This window comes from Pseudomonas kitaguniensis (assembly GCF_049199985.1).
GTDB classification, from domain to species: Bacteria; Pseudomonadota; Gammaproteobacteria; order Pseudomonadales; family Pseudomonadaceae; genus Aquipseudomonas; species Aquipseudomonas kitaguniensis.
In genome coordinates, this window is sequence record NZ_JBLZPT010000004.1 from 292896 (window position 1) to 316265 (window position 23370).

At 58.4% G+C, this 23370-nt stretch carries 21 protein-coding genes; 3 read left to right on the plus strand and 18 right to left on the minus strand.

What is annotated here, in order from left to right; genetic code table 11:
- Positions 1-27: 27 nt before the first annotated feature.
- Both ACOZK9_RS08570 and ACOZK9_RS08575 read right to left on the minus strand, forming a co-directional pair.
- A complete protein-coding gene (locus ACOZK9_RS08570; RefSeq protein WP_152749321.1) occupies positions 28-789 on the minus strand; it encodes a CHAD domain-containing protein in 762 nt (253 codons plus the stop codon).
- Between the two features lie 23 nt (positions 790-812).
- Entirely contained in the window at positions 813-1091 is a 279-nt protein-coding gene (locus ACOZK9_RS08575) for a hypothetical protein (RefSeq protein WP_058412909.1), read from the minus strand.
- 215 nt (positions 1092-1306) lie between these two features.
- Between ACOZK9_RS08575 and ACOZK9_RS08580 the strand changes: the two genes are divergently transcribed.
- A complete protein-coding gene (locus tag ACOZK9_RS08580; RefSeq protein ID WP_058412910.1) occupies positions 1307-2344 on the plus strand; it encodes a patatin-like phospholipase family protein in 1038 nt (345 codons plus the stop codon).
- A 132-nt stretch (positions 2345-2476) separates the two neighbouring features.
- Here ACOZK9_RS08580 and ACOZK9_RS08585 read toward each other — a convergent pair whose 3' ends face one another.
- From ACOZK9_RS08585 to kdpF, 6 genes are all read right to left on the minus strand, one after another.
- Positions 2477-3166, minus strand: coding sequence for a response regulator (locus ACOZK9_RS08585; RefSeq protein ID WP_058412911.1), 690 nt, complete (start codon positions 3164-3166; stop codon positions 2477-2479).
- A gap of 37 nt (positions 3167-3203) precedes the next feature.
- Positions 3204-5855, minus strand: coding sequence for a DUF4118 domain-containing protein (locus tag ACOZK9_RS08590; protein ID WP_421555616.1), 2652 nt, complete (start codon positions 5853-5855; stop codon positions 3204-3206).
- 97 nt (positions 5856-5952) lie between these two features.
- Positions 5953-6498 carry a potassium-transporting ATPase subunit KdpC gene (gene kdpC / locus ACOZK9_RS08595; protein WP_058412913.1) on the minus strand — a complete coding sequence of 182 codons (546 nt, stop codon included), beginning with the start codon at positions 6496-6498 and terminating at the stop codon, positions 5953-5955.
- A 64-nt stretch (positions 6499-6562) separates the two neighbouring features.
- Positions 6563-8620: a potassium-transporting ATPase subunit KdpB gene (gene kdpB / locus ACOZK9_RS08600; protein WP_177445852.1), complete on the minus strand. Its 2058-nt coding sequence runs from the start codon at positions 8618-8620 to the stop codon at positions 6563-6565.
- Positions 8621-8634: 14 nt separating this feature from the next.
- Positions 8635-10329: a potassium-transporting ATPase subunit KdpA gene (kdpA, locus tag ACOZK9_RS08605; protein WP_058412915.1), complete on the minus strand. Its 1695-nt coding sequence runs from the start codon at positions 10327-10329 to the stop codon at positions 8635-8637.
- Between the two features lie 9 nt (positions 10330-10338).
- Complete coding sequence (gene kdpF, locus ACOZK9_RS08610) at positions 10339-10428, minus strand: K(+)-transporting ATPase subunit F (RefSeq protein ID WP_003218754.1); 90 nt, start codon at positions 10426-10428, stop codon at positions 10339-10341.
- 412 nt (positions 10429-10840) lie between these two features.
- Between kdpF and eat the strand changes: the two genes are divergently transcribed.
- Both eat and ACOZK9_RS08620 read left to right on the plus strand, forming a co-directional pair.
- Positions 10841-12205, plus strand: coding sequence for an ethanolamine permease (gene eat / locus ACOZK9_RS08615; RefSeq protein WP_122250468.1), 1365 nt, complete (start codon positions 10841-10843; stop codon positions 12203-12205).
- 110 nt (positions 12206-12315) lie between these two features.
- Positions 12316-12483: a DUF2897 family protein gene (locus ACOZK9_RS08620; RefSeq protein WP_082649030.1), complete on the plus strand. Its 168-nt coding sequence runs from the start codon at positions 12316-12318 to the stop codon at positions 12481-12483.
- Here ACOZK9_RS08620 and ACOZK9_RS08625 read toward each other — a convergent pair whose 3' ends face one another.
- The 10 genes from ACOZK9_RS08625 to ACOZK9_RS08670 form a co-directional block, all read right to left on the minus strand.
- A complete protein-coding gene (locus ACOZK9_RS08625) occupies positions 12484-13338 on the minus strand; it encodes an urea carboxylase-associated family protein (RefSeq protein ID WP_058412917.1) in 855 nt (284 codons plus the stop codon).
- Positions 13339-13535: 197 nt separating this feature from the next.
- Positions 13536-13868, minus strand: coding sequence for a helix-hairpin-helix domain-containing protein (locus ACOZK9_RS08630; protein WP_058412918.1), 333 nt, complete (start codon positions 13866-13868; stop codon positions 13536-13538).
- A gap of 205 nt (positions 13869-14073) precedes the next feature.
- Positions 14074-15507 carry a hypothetical protein gene (locus ACOZK9_RS08635; RefSeq protein ID WP_421555617.1) on the minus strand — a complete coding sequence of 478 codons (1434 nt, stop codon included), beginning with the start codon at positions 15505-15507 and terminating at the stop codon, positions 14074-14076.
- Between the two features lie 184 nt (positions 15508-15691).
- Entirely contained in the window at positions 15692-17686 is a 1995-nt protein-coding gene (locus ACOZK9_RS08640) for a polysaccharide biosynthesis protein (protein WP_058412920.1), read from the minus strand.
- A 95-nt stretch (positions 17687-17781) separates the two neighbouring features.
- Positions 17782-18801, minus strand: a complete 1020-nt coding sequence (locus tag ACOZK9_RS08645; RefSeq protein ID WP_152751163.1) for an MraY family glycosyltransferase — start codon at positions 18799-18801, stop codon at positions 17782-17784.
- A complete protein-coding gene (locus ACOZK9_RS08650) occupies positions 18798-19763 on the minus strand; it encodes a UDP-glucose 4-epimerase family protein (RefSeq protein ID WP_152751161.1) in 966 nt (321 codons plus the stop codon). Before ACOZK9_RS08650 ends, ACOZK9_RS08645 begins: the two co-directional genes overlap by 4 nt.
- Before the next feature lie 13 nt (positions 19764-19776).
- Positions 19777-20697 carry a glycosyltransferase gene (locus tag ACOZK9_RS08655; protein ID WP_122250464.1) on the minus strand — a complete coding sequence of 307 codons (921 nt, stop codon included), beginning with the start codon at positions 20695-20697 and terminating at the stop codon, positions 19777-19779.
- Positions 20694-21251 carry an LbetaH domain-containing protein gene (locus tag ACOZK9_RS08660; protein WP_235592415.1) on the minus strand — a complete coding sequence of 186 codons (558 nt, stop codon included), beginning with the start codon at positions 21249-21251 and terminating at the stop codon, positions 20694-20696. The genes ACOZK9_RS08655 and ACOZK9_RS08660 overlap by 4 nt, the downstream gene beginning before the upstream one ends.
- 47 nt (positions 21252-21298) lie before the next feature.
- Complete coding sequence (locus tag ACOZK9_RS08665) at positions 21299-22303, minus strand: glycosyltransferase family 2 protein (protein ID WP_152751157.1); 1005 nt, start codon at positions 22301-22303, stop codon at positions 21299-21301.
- Between the two features lie 5 nt (positions 22304-22308).
- Complete coding sequence (locus ACOZK9_RS08670) at positions 22309-23334, minus strand: EpsG family protein (protein ID WP_058412926.1); 1026 nt, start codon at positions 23332-23334, stop codon at positions 22309-22311.
- Positions 23335-23370 lie beyond the last annotated feature (36 nt).

Below are 23370 nucleotides of genomic sequence, written 5' to 3' on the forward strand. Positions count from 1 at the left end.
CCTATTCCGGCCAAAAACCGGACCGGGCTAGAAAAAATCCGCGCTGAGTTTGTCGAGCACCCGATCCGCTCGGCCTTCAGCCTTGGCCATGGTGCGATGCCATACCGCAACGCACGGCTGCAAGTCTGGCTGGTGCTCGGCCTGCGCCAACCACTGCCAGCAATCGTGCCAATCGCCCAACACACCTTGGGCTTTTTTCAGTTGCGACGTCGCGTCAGCAGGCAGCTTGTCCAGTTCCGGGTAGGCCTCGGCGGCGTAGCGCACGCGCTTGATCAGCAGCCGCAGGCGGTGGCGATCATGGCCTTCTTCCTGCAAGGCTTCAGCGAGTTTTTGCGCTTGTTTAGTCAGACGCTTCTTGATGCGAGTGCGTAAGCCCTTGAGCAATTTCTGGTGTTCCGAGGCGCGAATAAAGCGTGGGAATGCATCGAGAATCAACAACAGATGCGCCAGTTCCGCGCTTTGCGCAACGTGGCGATAGGCATCGGGTTGCAAGCGCTGGCGCCGGTCGGCGGCAGCGTGATGGCCCTGCGCGTGCAAATACGCCGCCAGCACCTCACGGTCGCGCAGCGGCGTGGTCAATTGGCCGACCGCGCGCGCCGAGACTTCAAGCTGTTCGACACCGGGCAAGCCACGCAAAGGGCGTAACAGGCTACGCAAGCGGCGCACGGTGGTGCGCAGATCATGCAGGGCTTCATCGTCGGTGACGGCGCCGAGCCGAGCCTGGCAGCTCAGTAACCCTACTTCCAGGCCAATGACCTGAGCGACTAACTGATCAACCAACGCTGACATTGCGGTTCCTCCGACGATGAAATTTAGCGCCCGGCGCGCGACTCACGAATATAGAAGCGGGCTTTCTCGGCCTTGTTGGAGCAGCCTTCAAAGGCTTCGAATTGCTGCTGGGTCTTGGCGCCGGTCAACAGCGACAGGGCCTTGGAGTAGCTCACGGTACCGGCGAAACCTTCGGCCTTGGCCAAGTCCAGTTCATGCCACGCCGCGTCCAATTGCGTGCCACAGCTGTCACGGTATGCGGTTTTCCCGGCACAACCCGCCAGGGCCAACATGATCACAGGCACACACATCCAGGCTTTCATCGATGACACCTCAAATTAACAAAAATTGTCGTAGCGTGTAGACGTTGCCTACACCGAAAAGTGCCTTGTACACAGCCTCAAATCAAAAGCGCTTATAGCCAAAGCATACCCGAGCACCGGCGTAATCCTGGAAAAATATTGCAGTCGCCGACGAAGATTGAAGCGGCCCCCTTAAAGGGTGCATTGTGGGCGTCTGCCTTGCGAAGGACTGGACCATGAAGAAACGTGTTGCCTTGGTGCTGGGCTCCGGTGGTGCCCGGGGCTATGCCCATATCGGCGTGATCGAAGAGCTCGAACGACGCGGCTACGACATCGCCTGTATTGCCGGTTGCTCGATGGGCGCCGTGGTGGGCGGGATCTACGCCGCCGGCAAACTCGACGAGTATCGAAACTGGATCGAAAGCCTCGATTACCTGGATGTGCTGCGCCTGGTCGACGTGAGTTTTCGGCTGGGCGCGATTCGCGGCGAAAAAGTCTTCGGGCAGATCCGCAAGATCGTCGGCGAGATCAACATCGAAGCGCTGCGCATTCCCTACACCGCCGTGGCCACGGACCTGACCAACCAGCAGGAAATCTGGTTTCAGGAAGGCTGCCTGCACCAGGCCATGCGGGCTTCGGCGGCAATTCCCAGCTTGTTCACGCCGGTGATGCAAGGCAACCGCATGCTGGTGGACGGCGGCCTGCTCAACCCGTTGCCGATCGTGCCGGTGGTGTCGAGCCATTGCGACTTGATCATCGCGGTCAACCTCAACGCCACCCATCAAAAGCATTACCAACTGCCGGTGATCCAACGCCCGCCAGCGTTCAAGAGTCGCTTTAACAGCCTGGCGAAATCATTGGGTTCACACCTGCCGTTTCGCCGTAAACAAGCCGAGCAATTGATGAAGCTCGAACAAGAGGCATTGCACGCTCAGGCCGCCGAGTTCAACCCGTGGCTGGACTCGGCCGAGCCACAAATCCAGCAGCCCGCCGCCGCGCCGGAAAAGCCCGGGGCGCCGAAGTCGGCCACCGGTTCGTTCATCATCGATAACGTCGGCCCGGCGTCGTTGCTGGACCTGATCAACCAGAGTTTTGAGGTGATGCAGACCTCGCTGGCGCAGTACAAAATTGCCGGTTACCCGCCGGATGTGCTGATCAATGTGCCGAAGCGGGTGTGCCGGTTTTTCGAGTTTTACAAGGCGCCGGAGTTGATCGCGCTGGGGCGCGAAATTGCCAGTGATACGCTGGATCGGTATGAGCGTGAGCAGGGCTGAGTTTGCGGGTGGGGCTGATGGCCTCGTCGCGAGCAAGCCTGCTCCCACATTCGAGCGCATCCCATAGTTGGAACTCAGTCAACTGTGGGAGCGGGCTTGCTCGCGATGAGGCCAGCCCAGGCGCCGACGCATTCAGGCATTCAACAACCGATAGCCAACCCCAGGCTCGGTCACGATAAACCGTGGTTGTGTGGGATCATCCGCGAGCTTTTGGCGCAGGTGGCCCACGACGATGCGCAGGTAATGGCTGTCTTCGGTGTGGGTCGGCCCCCAGATGTCCTTGAGCAATTGCTGCTGGGTAATCACTCGGCCGGGGTGTCGCGCCAGTTGCGCCAGCACGGCGTATTCCTTGCGAGTCAGCGCCACTTCGGCGCCGTCGAGCAGCACCCGGCGATAGGCCAGGTCGACCGTCAATGGGCCAAAACTCAACGCCGCTTCCTGGGCCTCGCCCGTCGGCGCCTGGCGCAGCAACGCGCGAACACGCGCGAGAAACTCCTGGATGCCGAAGGGTTTGGTCACGTAGTCATTGGCGCCGCCGTCCAGCGCTTCCACTTTCTGCCCTTCACTGGCGCGCACCGACAGCACCAATACCGGCACCGTCGACCACTCGCGAAATTCGCGCAGCACTTGCTGGCCGTCCATGTCGGGCAGGCCAAGGTCGAGCACCAGCAAATCCGGTTTGCTCAAGGCGGCCTGGGCCAGGCCCTCGTTGCCGGTGCCGGCTTCGATGACTTTGTAGCCTTGGGAGGCCAGGCTGATGCGCAAGAATTTGCGAATTTGCGGCTCGTCGTCGATGACTAAAATCGTCGCAGTCTGGCTCATGGTGCCCCATCAAAATGCGTGTAGAAAACAGGGTAGCTCAAGGCTCGCGCTCCAGGCCAGGCTGGGTTGGCAAGGGCAGGAATAAGCTGATGCAGGTGCCCCGCCCTTCAATGCCCTCGGCGACGCTGATATGCCCACCGTGCGCGCCGACCATGCCCTGGCAAATCGCCAGGCCGAGGCCGGTGCCCTGCCCGCCCCGATCACCGCGCGCGGCGGTGTAGAACATATCGAAAATTTTTGCGCGCTCGTCCTCGGGAATCCCTGGCCCCTCATCGGCCACCGCGAAAAATACCTGGTCATCGGCCACCCCGGCACTCACCTGCAAACGCCCTTGGGGCGGCGAAAACCGCGCGGCGTTTTCCAGCACATTAACCAAGGCTTGCTCGATCAACGCGGCGTGCACGTACAGCAACGGCAATTGCGCAGGCACTTGCGTCGCCACCTGCAACGGCGCCAGCACCGCGCGCAAACGGCCAAGCGCACTGCCGACAATATCGCCCGGCGAGACCCAGTCGCGCGCCAGCTTGAGCGCGCCGTGGCCGAGTCGCGTCATGTCGAGCAGGTTCTGGATATAACGGTCGAGGCGTTCGGCTTCATCGCGGGTGCCTTCGAGCAATTCGCGGCGGTCCTCCAGCGGGATCGCTTCGCCAAGCGCCAACAAGCTGTCGATGCTGCCGCGCATCGAGGTCAACGGTGTGCGCAAATCATGCGACACCGAGGCCAGCAAGGCGCTGCGCAGTTGCTCGGTTTCGCCGTGCAGGCGCGCCGACTCCAGCTCCTGCGCCAGTTGCGCGCGAGCCAAGGCCTGCGCCAGCGGCTGGCTTAAGGCGGTGAGCAAACGCCGGCGCTGGCCGGTCAATTCCAGGCCGGGTTTGGGGCTGACGCCGAGCAAACCCAGCGGCCCCTCTTCGCCCGACAACGGCCACCACCACCAACGCCCGAACGGCAAGGTGCCGGTGCCCATGCCGGCCGGTTGATCGTGTTGCCAGGCCCACTCGGCGGCGGCGCTTTCGGCTTCGGTGAGGTTCAGCGCCGCGCCGGTCTCGACCTTCCAGCCGCCCTGGCCGTCACGATTGACCAGGCACAGATCGAGGTCGCTCCAGCCTTGCAGATGATGCGCCGCCGCGCTGATCACCGCCTGCCGGTCAGTAGCGGCCGTGAGTTTGCGCGACAGGTCGAGCAGTTCGCTGGTTTCCTCCTGAGTATCGCGCAACGCTTGCAACTGCCGACGCTGGCGCGCGGCCAGGTTACCGGTCAGCGCCGCCATCAGCAGGAAAAACAACAGCGTCAACACGTCTTCTTCGCGCTGGATGGCGAAGGAAAAATTCGGCGGAATAAACAGAAAGTCATACGCCAAAAACGACAGCGCGGCGCACACCAGCGACGGCCCGAGGCTACTGCGCACGGCCACCAGCAAGACCGCCGCGAGAAACACCAGCGAGATATTCGGCAACGGCAATACGCTGGCCACCGCCCACGCCACCGCCGCCGCTACCACGGTTGCCACCACCGCCAGGCCGTAATCGAACCACACCAGGCCGCGCACATCCGGCATACGCGGCGGTGCGGGCATGTCGTCGCTGTCGAGGACGTTGATTTCCAGGCCGCGTGCATTGCGCAGCAAGCGCGCCGCCAACCCGCCGCCGAACAAACGGCGGCGCCAGCGCATGCGCGACTGCCCAACCAACAGCAGGCTGGCGCGGCGTTCAGCGGCGTGCTGGATCAGCGTCTTCGCCACCTCGCCCGCGCGCAACAACACCACTTCGCCGCCGAGCCGTTCGGCCAGTTGCTGGGCATTTTGCAGGCGCAGGCGCGATTGCTCATCGCGCGCGCTGCCGTTATCGATATGCACCAGGCTCCACGGCAAATGCCGACGCTGGGCCACGCGGCTGGCGTGCCGCACCAGCCGTTCGGCTTGCGCATCGCCGTCCACACCGACCAGCAAGCGGCCGCGCACCGCGGGTGCGGCCTGGCCGAGTTGGCGATAGCCTTGGGCCAAATCGTCGTCGACGTGGGCGGCGGCGGTTTGCATCGCCAGCTCACGCAGGGCCATCAGGTTGGTCTGGGTGAAAAACGCGTCGATGGCGGCGCGTGCCTGTTCCGGCACATAGACCTTGCCGTCGCGCAGGCGCTCCAGCAGTTCACGCGACGGCAAATCGATCAGCAGCAGTTCATCGGCTTCTTGCAGCACCCAGTCCGGCAGGGTTTCACGCACCTGCACGCCAGTGATACCGCGCACTTGATCATTCAGGCTTTCGAGGTGCTGCACATTGACCGTGGTAAACACGTTGATGCCGGCGGCGAGCAGTTCCTGGATGTCTTGCCAACGCTTTTCATGCCGGCTACCCGGCGCGTTGCTGTGCGCCAACTCGTCGACCAACACCAACTTGGGTTTGGCCGCGAGCAGGCCGTCGAGGTCCATTTCTTCAAGCATCACACCGCGGTATTCGCTGCGCAATAACGGTTGCTGCGGCAAGCCGCTGAGCAAGGCTTCGGTCTCGGCGCGGCCGTGGGTTTCGACCACCCCTGCGATCAGCCGCACGCCCTGGCGCAGTTGCGTGTGGGCGGCCTGGAGCATCGCGTAGGTCTTGCCCACACCCGGCGCAGCGCCGAGGAACACTTTGAGCCGGCCACGGCCATCGCGTGGCAGGTCGGCTAACAGGGCATCGGCGCGGCCGGAGTCGCTCATGCGTTGGGCATCCTTCAGGTGTTTATGTCGAGTCTCCCACCGGTGAAATGCATTCCACCGGCGGGAGCGGGCTTGCTCGCGATGGCGACATCACGGCCTATAACTTTTCCAGCGCCATGTTCAACGCCAGCACGTTGACGACTGGCGGCCCCACCAGCGGGCTCTCGGTGTGTTCATCGAGCAGGCGCTGCAATGTAGCCACCGGCACATTGCGCGCTGCCGCCACCCGCGCCAGTTGATAGGCAATCGCCGGTGGTGGCAAGTGTGGATCAAGACCGCTGCCGGAGGTAGTCAGCAAGGCCAAAGGCACCGGCCCCTGGCCTGGCACGAATTGCTTGTTGGCATCTTCGATAATACGCGTCGCCAGGGCCGGGTTGCTTGGGCTCAAGTTGCTCGCACTGCTGGAAACCGTCGCAAACGCGCCGGCCGAGGGGCGCGGGTGAAACCAGTTGTCACCGGTAAAATCCTGGGCGATCAAACGCGAGCCGCGCACCTTGCCCTCGGCGTCGTGCACCAAGCTGCCGTTGGCCTGGTCCGGGAAAGCGACTTGGGCGACGCCGGTGACCACCAATGGGTACGCGACGCCGGTAATCAGGCTCATGAGAACCAGCAGGCTCAGGGCCGGGCGGATCATGTTGGACATTTCAGGTTCCTCAATTCGGTCATTGCAACCTGTGGGCACCGGCCTGGCGCCCACAGGATTCGGGTCACACCAGGTGCAGCGCAGTCAGCAACATGTCGATGGCCTTGATGCCCACGAACGGCACCAGAAGCCCGCCCAAGCCATAGATCAGCAGGTTGCGCCGCAGCAACGCCGCCGCGCTCGCGGCCTGCACGCGCACACCGCGCAGCGCCAGCGGAATCAGCACCACGATGATCAGCGCGTTAAACACGATGGCCGACAGAATCGCGCTTTGCGGGCTCTGCAAGTGCATCACGTTGAGCACACCCAATTGCGGGTAGATCGAGGCGAACAGCGCCGGCAGAATCGCAAAGTATTTGGCCACGTCGTTGGCGATCGAAAACGTTGTCAGCGCGCCACGCGTGACCAGCAATTCCTTACCGATTTGCACCACGTCCAGCAGTTTGGTCGGGTCGCTGTCGAGGTCGACCATGTTGGCGGCTTCGCGCGCCGCTTGCGTGCCGTCGTTCATCGCCATGCCGACGTCGGCCTGGGCCAGTGCCGGGGCGTCGTTGGCGCCGTCGCCGCACATCGCAACCAGGCGGCCGTCGTTCTGCTCGTGGCGAATGCGCGCGAGTTTTTTCTCCGGCGTGGCTTCGGCCAACACGTCATCCACACCGGCTTCGGCAGCAATTGCGGCCGCGGTCAGCGGGTTGTCGCCGGTGACCATCACCGTGCGAATCCCGAGTTTGCGCAGCTCGGCGAAGCGCTCACGAATGCCCGGCTTGACCACGTCTTTCAAGTGGATCGCACCGAGCAACTTGCCATCGGCGCACACCAGCAATGGGGTGCCGCCGCTCTGCGCGATTTTGTCGATTTCGCGTGAGAGCGCCGGCAGCAGGTCGCGGCGCTGTTGGCCGATAAACGCCAGCAGCGAATCGACCGCGCCTTTGCGGAACACCCGGCCCTGGTAGTCGACGCCGGACAGGCGCGTTTCGGCACTGAACGGCACCGAGGTCAGTTGCTCCACGGCAGGCTCGGCCTGCGGGTGTTGGCTGCGCAGGTATTCGACAATGGATTTACCTTCCGCCGTGTCGTCCGCCAGCGAGGCCAACAGCGCGCCTTCGGCCAACTCGCGGCCACTCACGCCCGGCGCTGCAATCACCGCTGTGCAGCGACGGTTACCGAAGGTGATGGTGCCGGTTTTGTCGAGCAGCAACACATGCACGTCGCCCGCCGCTTCCACCGCACGGCCCGACTTGGCGATCACATTGAGGCGCACCAGGCGGTCCATACCGGCAATACCGATGGCCGACAACAAGCCGCCAATGGTGGTCGGAATCAGTGTCACCAGCAGCGCGACCAGAAACACCAGCGGCAAGCTGCCATTGGCGAAGTGGGCGAACGGCTGCAGGGTGACAACCACCAACAGGAAGATCAGGGTCAAGCCGATCAGCAGAATATCAAGCGCGACTTCGTTGGGGGTTTTCTGGCGTTTGGCGCCTTCTACCAGGGCGATCATACGGTCCAGTGTCGACTCGCCGGGGTTGGCGGTGATGCGGATCAACAACCAGTCCGAGACCAGGCGCGTGTTGCCGGTGACGGCCGAACGGTCGCCGCCGGACTCGCGGATCACCGGTGCCGATTCGCCGGTAATCGCGGCCTCGTTGACGGCCGCGATGCCTTCGACGACCTCGCCGTCACCGGGGATCATTTCCCCGACGACCACGCGCACTACGTCACCTTTACGCAGGCTGGTGGCGGGCACGACTTTGAAGCTGCCATCGGCCTCTTTGCGGCGTGCACTGAGGCCTTCGCTGCCAGCCTTGAGGCTGTCGGCGCGGGCCTTGCCGCGACCTTCAGCCAAGGCTTCGGCAAAGTTGGCGAACAACACGGTAAACCACAGCCACACGGCAATTTGCACCGCCACAAAGGTCGGTACAGCAGTGTCGGGCACAAAGCACAGCACGGTGGTGAGGATGGCGGTCAGTTCGACCACCAGCATCACCGGCGAGCGTTGCAGTTGGCGCGGGTCCAGCTTGACGAACGCCTGGCCCAGCGCCGGGCGCCACAGGGCGGAAATCGAGGTTTTTTGCGGGTCCTGGGTTTTCACCGGGGCAGCATTTTTTGCAGGCATATTCATTTTCATATCCCCCTTCAGAAGCCCATGCTCAAGTGTTCAGCGATGGGGCCCAGCGCCAGCGTTGGCAGGAAAGTCAGGCCGCCCACCAGCAAAATGGTCACGGTCAACAGAGTCACGAACAGCGGGCCATGGGTCGGGAAGCTGTTCTGGCCGATCGGTGCGGTCTTCTTCATCGCCAGGCTGCCGGCCAGGGCCAGCACCGGGAGGATGTAGCCAAAACGGCCAAGCAACATCGACAGGCTCAACATCAGGTTGTGGAACGCGGTGTTGGCACTGAAACCGCCGAACGCCGAGCCGTTGTTGGCACTGGCCGAGGTGTAGGCATAGAGCAACTGGCTGAAGCCGTGCGGGCCAGGGTTGCTGATCGCACCCGCCGGGCCAGGCAGGCTGGCGGCAATAGCGCCGAGCACCAGCGTGCCCACCGGCATCACCAGCAACGTCACCACGAGCAATTGCACTTCCTTGGCCTGTAGCTTTTTGCCGAGGTATTCCGGGGTGCGGCCGATCATCAAACCGGCGAGGAACACTGCGATCAACACGTTAAGCAACATGCCGTACATGCCGGCGCCGACGCCGCCGAAGATCACTTCGCCGACCATCATGTTGACCAATGCCACCATCCCGCTCAGGGGGTTGAGGCTGTCGTGCATGCCGTTGACCGAGCCGTTCGATGCTGCGGTGGTGGTCACCGACCAGAGCACTGTGGCGGTGGTACCGAAGCGCGCCTCTTTACCTTCCAGCGGTGCGGTCTGCTCTACGGCCGGGTTGTTCAGGGTCGGGTTGGGCTGGTATTCGGCCCACAGCGAGGTGGCGCCGCCGATCAGGAACAGTGCCAGCATGCAACCGAGGATAGCCCGACTCTGGCGCAGGTCTTTCACGTAGTGGCCAAAGGTAAACACCAGCGCCACCGGGATCAGAATGATCGCGCCCAGCTCAAACAGGTTGGCCCACGCAGTCGGGTTTTCGAACGGATGCGCCGAGTTGACGCCGAAGAAGCCGCCGCCGTTGGTGCCCAGTTGCTTGATTGCTATCTGGCTGGCCGCAGGACCGAGCGGGATCACCTGATCAACACCTTGCAGGGTCACCGCATTCACATAATGCGCGAAGGTTTGTGGCACGCCCTGCCACACCAGGAACAAGGCCAACACCAGGCACAACGGCAGCAGGCCGTAGAGGGTGGCGCGGGTCATGTCGACCCAGAAGTTGCCCAAGGTCTGGGTCGACTTGCGACCGATGCCACGGCACAAGGCGACCAGTACGGCGAGGCCCGTGGCCGCGCTGACGAAGTTCTGCACGGTCAGGCCGACCATCTGGCTGAGGTAGCTCAGGGACGCCTCACCGCTGTAGGACTGCCAGTTGGTGTTGGTCATGAAACTGATCGCGGTATTGAAGGCCAGCGTCCATTCCTGGCCGGGCAATTTCTGCGGGTTCAGTGGCAGATAGTCCTGGAACAACAGGATCGCGAACAACAGCACAAACCCTGCGAGGTTGAACACCAGCAACGCCAGCGCGTATTTCTGCCAGCTCTGTTCCTGATGTTCATCCACGCCCGACAGGCGATAACACGCGCGCTCGACGGGGCCGAACACCGGCGTAAGCCAGGTGCGCTGACCTTCCATCACGTTGTAGTAGAACCGCCCCAGAAACGGCGCCGGCACCAGCACCACGGCAAAGAAGGCGATGATCAGCCAATAGTCATAACTGTGCATAGCCTGCTCCTAGTTTCGATCCGCGCGTAACAGCGCAACCAGCAGATAAATGAACAGCGCCACGGCCAATAGCAGTGACACCCCGTCCAGAACGCTCATGGAAGTTTCCCCGTTTTGCGGCGGTTGCCGCGTGTGGGTCAATTGTCGGCAGGAGTGGTGTAAAGGAACGAGAGCGAGGGTGTGGGTGGGGCGTAAAGACGGCGTAAAGAGTGGGTTTATGCGGGGTTTACAGGGGGATTTGTGGTGGCTGGGTGGGCCTCATCGGGAGCAAGCCCCCTCCCACATGTGACCGGGTTGGGATGCCACGCACGGATCATCATGTGGGAGGGGGCTTGCTCCCGATGGCGCCAGTCAAGGCACCCTCGCACTTATCTGGTGCGCCTTCAGCGACGTTCAAACGCCAAACCATTCCCCAAACGACACCCGTGCGGCTTTACGACAATGATTCTCAGGCTGGCATGGCCGCTGCAACACCTTGAATCATTCCGAACCGTTCAGGGAGAGCAACACAATGAACACACAACTCAAACCTACCTTGGGCACCCTGCATTTGTGGGGCATTGCTGTAGGGCTGGTGATTTCCGGCGAGTACTTTGGCTGGAGCTACGGCTGGGGCGTCGCCGGTACGCTGGGCTTTTTGGTGACCTCGTTGATGGTCGCCGCGATGTACACCTGCTTTATATTCAGTTTCACCGAACTGACAACTGCGATTCCCCACGCCGGCGGCCCCTTTGCCTACAGCCGCCGAGCCTTTGGCGAGAAAGGCGGCTTGATCGCCGGGCTGGCCACCTTGATCGAATTTGTATTCGCGCCGCCGGCGATCGCCTTGGCCATCGGCGCTTACCTCAACGTGCAGTTTCCGGCACTCGACCCGAAACACGCGGCCGTCGGTGCCTACATCGTGTTTATGGGCCTGAATATTCTTGGGGTAAAACTCGCGGCCACTTTCGAACTGGTGGTGTGCGTGCTCGCCGTCGCCGAACTGCTGGTGTTTATGGGCGTGGTCGCGCCAGCGTTCAGCTTCAGCAACTTTGCCATGAATGGCTGGGCCGGTTCCGACACCTTCGGCGCGCCGGCGATTGCCGGGATGTTCGCCGCGATTCCGTTTGCCATCTGGTTCTTCCTCGCCATTGAAGGCGCCGCCATGGCCGCCGAAGAAGCCAAAGACCCCAAGCGCACCATTCCAAAAGCCTACATCAGCGGCATCCTGACCCTGGTAGTGCTGGCCATGGGCGTAATGTTCTTCGCCGGCGGCGTGGGCGACTGGCGCACCCTGTCGAACATCAACGACCCATTGCCGCAAGCGATGAAAACCGTCGTGGGTGACAGCTCCGGCTGGCTGCACATGTTGGTGTGGATCGGCCTGTTCGGGCTGGTGGCGAGCTTCCACGGGATCATCCTGGGCTACTCGCGCCAGTTCTTCGCCCTCGCGCGCGCCGGTTACCTGCCGGCTTTCCTGGCCAAACTGTCGCGTTTTCAAACACCGCACCGGGCAATCATCGCCGGCGGCGTGGTCGGCATCGCGGCCATCTACAGCGACGGCCTGATCAACCTGGGCGGTATGACGTTGACCGCTGCGATGATCACCATGGCGGTGTTCGGCGCCATCGTGATGTACATCATGAGCATGCTCAGCCTGTTTAAACTGCGCAAGACCGAACCGCTGCTGGAACGTACCTTTCGTGCGCCGGGCTACCCGATCGTGCCAGGCATCGCGCTGGTGTTGGCGGTGGTGTGCCTGGTGGCCATGGCCTGGTTCAACGCGCTGATCGGGCTGATCTTCCTGGGCTTTATGGCAGTGGGGTTCATCTACTTCCAGTTGACCGCGCAAGACCGCGCCGACGCACCGGCGGATGCGATGTTGACCGGGCAATGAGCGTATCGGGGCAGAACGGAGCTACACTGAACTACTCATAAAGCCCGTTGCTCAAAGCAGCAATGACCGTGGGAAATTCTCCCACGGTTTGCTGCTCCAAGGAGAGCCCTATGCCGTGGTATGCCTGGTTGATTTTAGTGGTCGCGATCGGTTCGATTGTCGGTGGTCTGTTAATGCTGCGCGACAGCGCCAACAAGGTTGAACTGACCGATGAGCAGCGCAAGCGTGTGGCCGAGCGCAATGCTCAGGCCGACGCCAACGACGCGCAAAACCGCTAGTTACGCTGACTCCCACGCCGCTTTGGCAATCTGCAAGCCGTGCTGCCCGTTGTAGGCAGCACGCTCAGGCGAGCTCCAGCCCTGTAGCAACTCACCCTCCAACCGATAAATTTCGACACCGAGCGGACGACACACCGTCAGCGGGTCTTGCGCGTCCGGCCCCCACATCGGCAGCGATAAGTCCCCACCCGGGCACGTCGACAGCGCGCAGAGCAGATCAATCTCGGCAAAAAACTCCAGGTAGTCGCCCTTTTGCGCCGGGCAAGCTTTCATGAAGTACATGTCGTCATGATTCAGGCCGGTGCATTGGAAGATGTTCAGCACGTCATGCACATCGAATTCGGTCAGGCCATGCGGCAGCACCGCCCGAGTCAAGTTTGAATGGCAATGGTGATGAAAGTCTTCGCCGGTCAGCATGCGGTTCACATACGGATCGCAGCGCGTGCCGAGCAAATCGTGCAAGCGCCCGCCGTGCTCATCGATACCGTACCCCGCCAGGCTGTCATCGGTAATCGTCACCATAGGCCGCAAAAACGGCAGGTTCGACCACAACCGGTCATGCGTGCTGACATGCGCGCCTTGCAACTGCCGCGTGCGCGCCGCCCATAGCCGCTCGCGCGGGTCATTCGCGTTCCACACGTTGAAGTCACCCACCTGCGGGCCCACCGGGGTAGTGACGCGGAACACATGCCCGGCCGGCACCTTCCACGCCCTGCCCGTGCGAATCGGCACTTCAAACTGTTCGATCAACGTGCGTTTATCGGCGTGGTCACGAATGCGCTCATAGAACGCCGTGTCTACCTGCAGCGCTGAACCTTTGCTGACCTGGTAAGCGGCCGGATAGTCTTTATACATGGTGCGAATCCTCGATCAGGGTTAGGTAAACAGCGCCAAGGACAGGCGCTCCGAATCATTCAGGTACAGGCTCATGGCTGCGTGATTGTTGAATCAATTTTCACTGAAAACCGTAATCAGTTTTCGTGCCAACGTCTCGGGTTTCAGAAAAACAAAAGGCCGGTCAACGACCGGCCTTCTGGGCTAACTTCACATCCTCAATTAATAATCAGCCTGTCGCGATTTTTCTCCAGCAACGCTTTGCCGATGCCCTTTACTTCCAACAACTCATCCACCGCCGTGAACGGGCCATTGCTCTCCCGGTAGGCGATGATCGCCTTGGCTTTTGCGGCGCCGATACCGAAGAGGTCACGGCGCAAGACGTCGGCGTCGGCGGCGTTGAGGTTGACCTTGGTAAACTGCTCGACCTTGTTCATTTGAGCAGTGATAGGTGTTGGCGCTTCCGGCTTGATGGCCGGGGCTGCGTTAGCGGCGACGGAGAGCGTGGTGAGCAAGGCGAACATTAGCGAGGACAAGTAAGTGTTTTGCATTGGTGACGCTCCATGACATCGTTAAAAGAAAGCAGCTTTCCGAAGCTGCCTCTCAAATCTAGGCAATTTCATGGATTAGTCAAAAACAGCTAAGTTACAAAACATGAGTTCAATACTTTAAACACTTAATCATAAACACTTCACACGCTGTCATCTTATCCGCCATGAACAATGCGTTCATTAAGCGGACAAGACGCGTGGCTGATTACTGTGGCGCTACATCAATGCCTTTGGCTTTAAGCTGGCGGGTTAAATAGATCACTGCGGCTTTAAGTTGATAAAGCTCTTCGCGGTCAGACACCGAGAGGTAGCCATCAGGATTGACCGCCACGGCATCCGGGTTAGTCTTTTGAATATCCTGGGCCAAGTTACCTGTTTCGTTACTGGCAATCTTCTGCCGTTTCTCTGTGACTACACCTTTTGCGTCGGTTTCTTTCCACACGATATAACGGTCAGACACATAGATCTTGTTGGCCAGGACACGCTGCATGCTTTTGGCGTAATCCACTTCACCGTGTACCTCTTGCAGCTTGCTATCGGTTGGGGTCATGACGCGGCCAGCCTGCACATCGCCCACAAAATAACCGGAGTAGTTGCTCTTGCCGCCGACTGCGTTGGCATAAACACCATAGTTGGCGTCGTTTCGACCGTCGACCATCGCACGGTAGCCCGTCGCTTGTTTGCCATCCGTTGCAAGCACCGTCGAACTGGCACCGCGCACATCATCGGAGCCAGTCACTGCGTTACTCACTCGCGCATCGATAGCCGTTACCCGCGCGGCGCCTGTTGAAGCCGCGTTCGGCTCAATGCGTGACTCACTGACTACCAGCGGCGCGGTGCGCGACCCCCCCCCCGAGACGAAGTAAGACGTGACGACGCCCATTGCCCCATTGGCGCGCTCGAAGGTGTTTGACACAGGCGAGTTATTTGTCGCGTCAGTCAGCGAGTCCACGGCTTTGGCTGCGTTGGCTGCCGAGAACGCCCTCAGTGCCGAGTCGCGCCCTCTGGAGTCGGCGAGGATCGAATAGCCCCAATCGCCGGACTTTTTCAGGCCGGCAACCGACGCATTATCAATGCCCACCGCGCCTTTCGCATAACCCAGCACGCCATAGCCGGGTCCGGCACCGTTCAAACGCTCACCATAAACGCCGGAGCCGTCAGTTGACTCGTTTTTGCCATAAACACCATGGCCGTCGCCCGTCAGGATTTTGTAACCGGTGACGCCACTGCCGGTGCCTGTACCGCGCATCAGGCCATAAACGCCCGACCCGTCACCATTTTCCCAACGAGTCCCAATCACGCCGTTACCGGGGCCGGTAGCACGTCGGTTGCCGACGATCGCATCCGCCGTAGTCGTCCTGGTCGTTGCACCGCCTATCGCGCCACCACCTGCCCCACCGTCACCTTCGTCCAACGCGTGAAAACCGTAGCCGGACGCTAGCGGGCCAATCGCATTGTGGTACGCAAACACCGCATCAGATACGCCGTGCGTATCCTTGACCACGCGCAAGGAACTTGGCTTGTCCACAGCGTCATCGGTGACGATATTTACATGGTGGTCGGTAACTTCGGGGATAGCGTCGGCAACTACCACGGAAGGAACGGCACCCAACAACAACGCAACGGCCCAATTTTTCATCAATGATTTCCTTCAAAGTCGATTGTTCAATCATACCCGAACACGATTTGGCGAAGCTTTTACGGCCGGTATTTTTACAAAATTCGATTCAACAGCGCGTTTTGCGTCAAAAAAAAAGGCCGATCAATGTCGGCCTTTTTTTTCACATCAACGTTCTAATAGACGTTGATGAGTACAGACGCATTCAGGGTTCCAGGCGACGTTGCTGGTAAATCCAGTCGACGATTTCGCCATCAGGTGCGTAGCCACTCACGGTGTCACGCAGCAGTTGGCGAACAAGCGTGTAATCATCCTGATCCACCGCGGCGAGTAACTCTGTCAACTTGGCTTTAAGCACATCCCACGGCAGGTAGTCTTCGTTGGCGCTCATGATCATCGGGTGTTGCGTCGCCACCACGTTGTCACCGATCAACAATTCTTCGTAAAGCTTTTCACCCGGGCGCAAGCCGGAGAACTCGATGGAAATATCGCCATGCGGGTTCTTTTCAGAGCGCACACTAAAACCGGAAAGGTGAATCATCTTCTCGGCCAGTTCGACGATCTTTACCGGTTCGCCCATGTCCAGCACGAACACATCACCGCCCCTGCCCATGGAACCCGCCTGAATCACCAACTGGGCCGCCTCGGGAATGGTCATGAAGTAACGCGTTATCTTCGGGTGGGTCACCGTCAGCGGCCCACCGGACTTGATCTGCTTGTGAAAAAGCGGAATCACAGAACCGGAAGAACCCAGCACATTGCCAAAACGCACCATCGTGAAACGGGTCTTGTTAACGTGCGAAACGTTGGAATTTTCGCCGAATAACACCGGAGCGAGTTCGCGACTGAGCGACTGAAGCGTCAGCTCGGCCAAGCGTTTGGTACTGCCCATCACGTTGGTCGGGCGAACGGCTTTGTCGGTTGAAATCAATACAAAGTTTGCGACACCCACTTGAAGCGCAGCCTGGGCTGTATTCAGCGTGCCGATCACATTGTTCAAGATGCCTTCGGCAATGTTGTGCTCGACCATCGGTACGTGCTTATAGGCCGCCGCATGATAAACGGTATCAACATGCCAGGTTTTCATCACGTCCAGGAGCTTGGCCTTGTTGCGCACAGAGCCCAGGATCGGCAACACCTTCACAGGCAACGACTCTCGTACCACGAACTGCTCGAGTTCAGACAGAATACTGTAGAGATTGAACTCACTGTGTTCGAACAATAACAGCGTGGTCGGGCGCAGCGACAGGATCTGCCGGCAAAGCTCGGAACCAATGGAACCGCCAGCGCCGGTCACGAGGACGCTCTGGCCCTTGATGCAATGCTCTAGCAGTTCGTGCTGCGCCGGTACGGCGTCGCGGCCCAAGAGGTCGGCAATGTCGACTTCCTGAATATCGTCAACCTTTACACGCCCGCTGGCCAAGTCCATGAAGCCGGGAACGCTTCTGACGTGCAGCGGGAAAACCTCCAGAAAGCCGAGAATTTCGCGACGACGCGCCCGGTTTGAAGAGGGCAATGCCAACAGAATCTCTTGGGCACCGGTTATGTCGATCATGCGCTGGATGTGCTTGGGTTTGTACACCTGCAAACCGGAGATCACACGGTCGGAAATACTCGTGTCATCGTCAATGAAGGCTACCGGGCGCATCACGCGACCCATGCGCAGCGCGGCAACCAGTTGGTTACCCGCCGCACCGGCGCCATAGATGGCGACACGTGGCAGGCCGTCTTCACGGCTGGTGAAGGGCACATGCTGAACCGCCGCAAACCAGTCACGGAGGAAATACTGACGCATCGCCAGGCGCAGGCCGCCGACCATGATCAGGCTGAGCCACCAGTAGTTGAAAATAATCGAGCGCGGAACAACCGTCTGGTGATTGCTGTACCAATACACCAGTACACCCAAGATCAGAGACGACAGGCTGACGGCTTTGATAATCGCAATTAAAGCGTCGTTGCCGAAATAGCGCATGACCGCCCTGTACATTCCGAAACGAATGAACAACGGAATCGCAACTATAGGTGCGGCAAGGAACAGCCACAAATGGTCACGCAGCGGATCGACCATGTCATCGATGCCAAGCCTTACGACAAATGCCAGCCACAACGCCGCCCACACGACAAATACGTCAGTGGATACCTGAATAAGGCGTTTCTGACGCCGCGGCAGACCCACAAGCATCGCCCGTAATTTCTCCATAACCCCTTCGTCCACCCAGACTGCTCCTGCTAATTAAGCGCCAGCCCTCATTGTACGGTTCTCGGCGGTTTTTGACTGAAAATATCACCGTGCTGCTAATCAGCGTTCTCAAGCTTACCCGCATGAAACTTCACCGCCAACGCTACCAACGGCAGGTAGGCCAGCAACAGGCACACAAGGCCGTCCACCCGATAGACCGCCGCAGCGATCGCCCAAGGCAGCAACCAAGCCACGTTGATTACCACCACCGCCACTGTGACCGGGCGATGGCGCCCAAAACGCCGCGAAGCGTATTGATAGGCATGACTGCGATGAGCCTCGTAAACCTTGTCACCGCGCATCAGGCGACGGATCAACGTGTAGGTCGCATCGACTACAAACACCCCGAGCAGGATCAACCAGGACCAAAATAGCTGTGAAGACGTCCACGCCGCCTGAATCGAAATAACGCCCAGTACAAGACCTAGAAACCCGCTGCCGGCGTCGCCCATGAAAATTCGTGCGGGCGGGAAGTTCCAAAACAGAAAACCTGTCACCGCCATGGCCAGTAAAAACGGCAGCCAGATCAGCTGGGGCAGGCCGACAAGCCAGTAGACTAAACAAGCCCCAAGACAGGCACAAATAGCTTCGACGCTGGCGATACCATCAATGCCGTCCATAAAGTTATAGAGGTTAAGCATCCAGACCAGATAGAACGCCGCCAGGATGTGCCCAATCCAGCCAAAATCAATGCTGACGCCCATTAGCTGAAGCGGCGGAAGCCCACCCAACCAAAAAAGCGCCCACGCCGCCGCACAGAAGTGACCGAGCAAGCGCCAACGTGCCGCGATATGACCGTGATCATCCATAAACCCGATAATCGCGATCAATGCGGCCGCGCAACCCAGGCCAATCAGTACCTGCAGTGGAACCAGGTTGGCGTAACCGAGTACCGGCAAACACAAAAGAAACGCCAGTACGATCGCAACGCCTCCTCCGCGCGGGGTCGCAACCGAATGCGAGCTCCTGGCGTTGGGGATGTCCATAATGCTTCTCGACAAAGCGTAACGTCTTAACGCGCCTGTCAGCACGAGCGACAGCAGAACAACGACGATAGCCAGAGACCAGTAGATCATTGATTTTTACGTTCCAAATAATGTAAAGCCGTTGTTCTAAGCGCCGCGTCAACCGACACCGGCGGCTGCCACTGCAGAACCGCCTTGGTCTTGGCGATATCGACCTGCAACGAACCCAATAGTCGCTGCGACAGGTCTTTTTTTCCGACAGCCGCAGCAGCAACTTTCAACATAAAACCCGGCACGGGAAGAAGATAAGCCCGTTTATTCAACGCTTCGGCCATTTTAGTCAGCAGGCCTGTGGTGGATAAATCCTGCCCGTCACTGGCTAAAAAGGTCTGATTCGCCGCCGCCGGGTGTGTAATACACGTCACGATCAAATCAACCAGGTTATCAATGGCGACCAGGCTGCGGCTGTTACCAATAGCGCCAAACGGTAAAGGAACGCCCTTATCCAACCAACGCATCATACTGAGGAAATTAGCCTTAACGCCGGGGCCGTATACCAGCACCGGACGAATAATGACGACCTCCATGCCGGTCTTTTCAGCCAGGGCACGCAGCCCGTCTTCGGCCTCCCTCTTCGACACGCCATAGGGGTCGGTGGGGCCAGGCACATCGTCAGCCGTGTAAGGACTGCCCGGCTGAGTGCCGTCGCCATTGACTTTGATCGAACTGACAAACACGAACCGCTTCACGCCTGCCGCCGCAGCTTGTGCCGCGAGGTGCAGGGTGCCGCCAACGTTGACTTTACGGAACTCGGCAAGCGGGTCGGCCACGGTATCGTTCATTACATGCACGCGCGCCGCGCAATGAACCACAACGGCTTGGCCAACCAGCGCCGTCGACCAGTCAAACGACTCGTCCAGCGAGTCAAAATTGACCGTTTTAACAGACGCAGGAATTGAATCAACGTGTCGTCGTACCGCCGCCACGCAGGGAATGTTGTCGGCGACTAACCGCTCGACTAATGCCCGGCCAACAAAACCCGACGCACCCGTTACAAATACGCTGTTCATCAGCGTAGCCCTCGCACTAATAAATTCCGAAAATGATCACGATCGCTAAAAGAAAACGATCACGAAGTCGACGCCGTGTGCAATTGAAGTTTTTCACCAGGAAAGTTAATGGAACTTTCCCGGAAGTCTTTAACTCGGCAGGCAGTGTCGGCAAGTCTGCCGACAACAGCTGGGTAATTTTGGCTATTTCAGCTCTGTACCAACCAGAACGCATCAAGGAGAGGCGAGCCATAAGCGCTTTTACGCCCTCATTGGCGCCTACCTGATTATTAGCATGTTGACGATACAGTATCTTCGGGCAAGGGTCGATGTACCACGCCAAGCCCTGGGCGCGAAACCAGGCGTACATCAACCAATCATGCAGAGAAACATTATTCGCTGCGGACCAGTTATCCACCAAAAACTGTTTGAAAGCACTCGCCTCTGCCACCTTCAACACATAACTACAGCCTGGGCCTGCGGCCTCAAAAATGAAGTCATACTTTTGTTGGGCTTGTGCCTTATTCAGGATGACCTGGCGGCCGTCAGGCCAAAACGCTGTAACGTTACCCGAGTAAGCTGAAAAGCGGGTATTGGAAAGTGTTTGATGCGCTGATACGAGTTTGTCGGCGACCCAAATATCGTCTTGATCGGCGAAGGAAATATAATCATAACCACTGAAATCAACATCACGAATCAAGCGAAAGAAGTTTTTCGCCGCCCCGCCAAACTTAAGGCCATACGGCAGCGGAACAACGCGTGCGTCAGCCTCACTGAGTGCAGTCACCCATTGCTCGGTGTTATCTGACGATATATCCACACTCACAAACAACGTAACGTCGACACCTTGCTGACCAAGAATCGAGTCGACCTGCTCTTGCAGCCATTGAGTACCGTTGTAGGCCGCCATTAACACTGCCACGCGCGGCTTGCTTGGTGCAGTGCTCACTGCGCTCATACCGCCACCCACGATGAACTGGCAACGTCATAGGTTTTTATCACTTTAGCCGGCGACCCCACCGCAATGCACATTGGCGGAATGTTGCGCGTCACCACCGACATCGCACCGATAATGCTGCCCCGCCCGATGGTCACACCCGGCAGCACACACACGAACTCACCGAGCCACACATCCTCCTCAATCACGATAGGTGCCGACACAAGCTTGCGCTCGATGGGGCTCTCAAACGGCGAGGAATGGGCTTCGCTGCCTTTATAGACACCGTGGTTATGGTCACTGATAAAAACCTTGCTCGCGATCAACACCCTGTCGCCGATCTTGATCGACTCAACACTGCCCAGGTGCACGTAATCATTGATCTGTACATCGTTACCAATGTGGATGCACGTGCCGGCCTGTTCGGGGAACGCGTCAATTCTGCAGCCTACGCCCGTGGTAAAACCCTTACCGATGGCCACATGCCGCGCACCGCGCATATAAAACGGACGTCGCACAATACGCGCGCCCGGATAAAACAGCCTGCTGTACAACACGTCACAGAGCAGCTTCAAGAGCCCTCTAAAACCATACACTTTCAGCACAGTATTTAACCTATAAATCAGTAAGGAGAATAGTTGACAAGCTTTAAGGTGTTTGCCATTAAACGCAGCATTCGTGGAGACTTGGCAAGTCTCAACACCACCTTGTGTTTAACCCCAAGCAATGCCTGCACGTCCTGGCTATTGGCTGACTTCATCTCGGGCAGCCCCATTAGCCTGACCACCACGTGTTCGTACTCCGTATACACCGGCATACGGAAAGCGGCGAGCACTAACGCATGGGCAATTTGCTTGGACACATGAGCAAGGAATAAGTGATGGTATTTTTGCGCCACGCCATTGTGTTCGAGAAACACAGACTCCAATCGGATGACCTCTATCAGCGCATTAAAAAACACGCCACTGATAGACCGGCTGGTGCTGTTATTTCTAATTAAGGCGTGGTAATAAACTTTGGAAATAAACGCTGTCTTCGATGAGAAAAAAGACACTGCTCTGGAAAAATACATGTCTTCACAGGCGCGGACGGCTGGAAACTCGATAGCGTGTTCCTGCAAAAATGAACGACGGTACATCTTGTTGACGGGGCTGGATAACACCGCGTCATCTAACATCGCGGCCTTGAAGATGGCATCTCCCGACAAGGTTTCAAAGCGGAAACGGCTGATGTCATGAACAACTTTTTCGTCTTGCGTGACAAAATCAAGACCAAAATTAATGAAATCCAACAGCCCCTCGTTCATGCGCGAGACTAAGTCTGAGCACAGGTCTTTATCAATCCAGTCGTCTGCGTCAACAAAAACAATGTACTCCCCCGAGGCGACGCTCACACCCAAATTGCGCGCCACGCCTTGCCCGCTGTTGACCTGTTCTAAAAACTTGACGTTTTGGTCGTGCGCAAAAAATTCTTTGCAGAACGTCATCGAGCCGTCGGTGGAACCGTCGTCAACGATGATTATCTCGATATTTTTATACGTCTGCGCTTTCAAACTCAGCAAACACCGCTGCAAAAATTCGCGCACATTGAACACAGGGACAATGATTGAGCACATCGCCTCAGGCATAAGATTCACTCCCAAAAAAACAGGTAAGGCACAAAGGGCGATGGACCTTCATTAAGGCTGTCCGCGAAATTCTTCATTTTTAGAATGAATGCAATAACCGCTATCCCCAACAACGCTGCGGTGGACACGTTGGAAAGCGTGACGCGATTGCTCGACATCGAAATGATGAAGTAGAGAAACGTCGCGAAGCTGACTAACTGCAAAAATCTCAAGCCTGCGTATGAAAATTGCGCAACGCCGAACATCAAGCATGCGACACCGAGCAAAATACAACAGGCCGAGAAAGTGTTTTTTCGGGTGCCGGGGTCAAGCATCCAGATGAAAAGCGCCGCCACGGTGACGATTAAAGTCGACAGCCCAGAAAAAATAGACGCCGTATAAATCTCGGAGTAATTCTGAAGCTTAGCCATGAAATACGGGTAGGCGCCGACAAACCCCACCGCGAACAGAATCGAGCAACCAATCAACACCCTCCAGCGCCGACTGTGCAGGACATACAACATAAGGCCGAGCAGCCCGCCCGAACTTTGAATCAGGCTGGCCACCACCACCCAGGCGATGAACCGTTTCTCTTTGCCGTCCCTTAAGTAAATCAACGCCCAAAAAACGATCGCAAACGACAGTCCATAGCGGACCCCATTCATGACCATGTCAAAATAATAAACGGGAATAATAAAGGCGCAAAAGAACAGCAGCGATTGGTTTTTCTGCGTCGCACCCATTACTAAAAAAGCCGTCGTGAGTGCGCCTAACGCGGCCAATACAGCTCTTGGAGAGTCCAGGAAGCTGGAAAAGAACAGAATCAGCCCTTCAAACAGAGGCTCAAACGTACGCGTGTACTCGCCGGCCTCCGCGATGCGTTGTATTTCTTGCAAATAGACAGCCGTGTCAATACCGACATTGCCTCTCAGCAACGCGATCAAGATCATCGGGAGCAGGCCTATGAAAAAAAATGTACGCGGCCACCTTGTGTAGCTACCAAACAAACTCGCTATCACAAAAAACAAGGTACTCGAAACATAAAATTCCATTAAAAACCTATTCACCTAACCGCGTTAACTATTGAG

What these genes read in the sequence shown, in the direction of transcription:
- ACOZK9_RS08580 (WP_058412910.1), top strand. Translation starts at nt 1,307, where the DNA reads ATGAAGAAACGTGTTGCCTTGGTGCTGGGCTCCGGTGGTGCCCGGGGC.
- ACOZK9_RS08590 (WP_421555616.1), bottom strand. Translation starts at nt 5,855, where the DNA reads ATGAGCGACTCCGGCCGCGCCGATGCCCTGTTAGCCGACCTGCCACGC.
- ACOZK9_RS08665 (WP_152751157.1), bottom strand. Translation starts at nt 22,303, where the DNA reads ATGCCTGAGGCGATGTGCTCAATCATTGTCCCTGTGTTCAATGTGCGC.
- ACOZK9_RS08575 (WP_058412909.1), bottom strand. Translation starts at nt 1,091, where the DNA reads ATGAAAGCCTGGATGTGTGTGCCTGTGATCATGTTGGCCCTGGCGGGT.
- kdpC (WP_058412913.1), bottom strand. Translation starts at nt 6,498, where the DNA reads ATGTCCAACATGATCCGCCCGGCCCTGAGCCTGCTGGTTCTCATGAGC.
- ACOZK9_RS08635 (WP_421555617.1), bottom strand. Translation starts at nt 15,507, where the DNA reads ATGAAAAATTGGGCCGTTGCGTTGTTGTTGGGTGCCGTTCCTTCCGTG.
- ACOZK9_RS08670 (WP_058412926.1), bottom strand. Translation starts at nt 23,334, where the DNA reads ATGGAATTTTATGTTTCGAGTACCTTGTTTTTTGTGATAGCGAGTTTG.
- ACOZK9_RS08570 (WP_152749321.1), bottom strand. Translation starts at nt 789, where the DNA reads ATGTCAGCGTTGGTTGATCAGTTAGTCGCTCAGGTCATTGGCCTGGAA.
- kdpA (WP_058412915.1), bottom strand. Translation starts at nt 10,329, where the DNA reads ATGCACAGTTATGACTATTGGCTGATCATCGCCTTCTTTGCCGTGGTG.
- ACOZK9_RS08585 (WP_058412911.1), bottom strand. Translation starts at nt 3,166, where the DNA reads ATGAGCCAGACTGCGACGATTTTAGTCATCGACGACGAGCCGCAAATT.
- ACOZK9_RS08640 (WP_058412920.1), bottom strand. Translation starts at nt 17,686, where the DNA reads ATGGAGAAATTACGGGCGATGCTTGTGGGTCTGCCGCGGCGTCAGAAA.
- kdpB (WP_177445852.1), bottom strand. Translation starts at nt 8,620, where the DNA reads ATGAATATGCCTGCAAAAAATGCTGCCCCGGTGAAAACCCAGGACCCG.
- ACOZK9_RS08630 (WP_058412918.1), bottom strand. Translation starts at nt 13,868, where the DNA reads ATGCAAAACACTTACTTGTCCTCGCTAATGTTCGCCTTGCTCACCACG.
- ACOZK9_RS08625 (WP_058412917.1), bottom strand. Translation starts at nt 13,338, where the DNA reads ATGTATAAAGACTATCCGGCCGCTTACCAGGTCAGCAAAGGTTCAGCG.
- ACOZK9_RS08620 (WP_082649030.1), top strand. Translation starts at nt 12,316, where the DNA reads ATGCCGTGGTATGCCTGGTTGATTTTAGTGGTCGCGATCGGTTCGATT.
- eat (WP_122250468.1), top strand. Translation starts at nt 10,841, where the DNA reads ATGAACACACAACTCAAACCTACCTTGGGCACCCTGCATTTGTGGGGC.
- kdpF (WP_003218754.1), bottom strand. Translation starts at nt 10,428, where the DNA reads ATGAGCGTTCTGGACGGGGTGTCACTGCTATTGGCCGTGGCGCTGTTC.
- ACOZK9_RS08645 (WP_152751163.1), bottom strand. Translation starts at nt 18,801, where the DNA reads ATGATCTACTGGTCTCTGGCTATCGTCGTTGTTCTGCTGTCGCTCGTG.
- ACOZK9_RS08655 (WP_122250464.1), bottom strand. Translation starts at nt 20,697, where the DNA reads ATGAGCGCAGTGAGCACTGCACCAAGCAAGCCGCGCGTGGCAGTGTTA.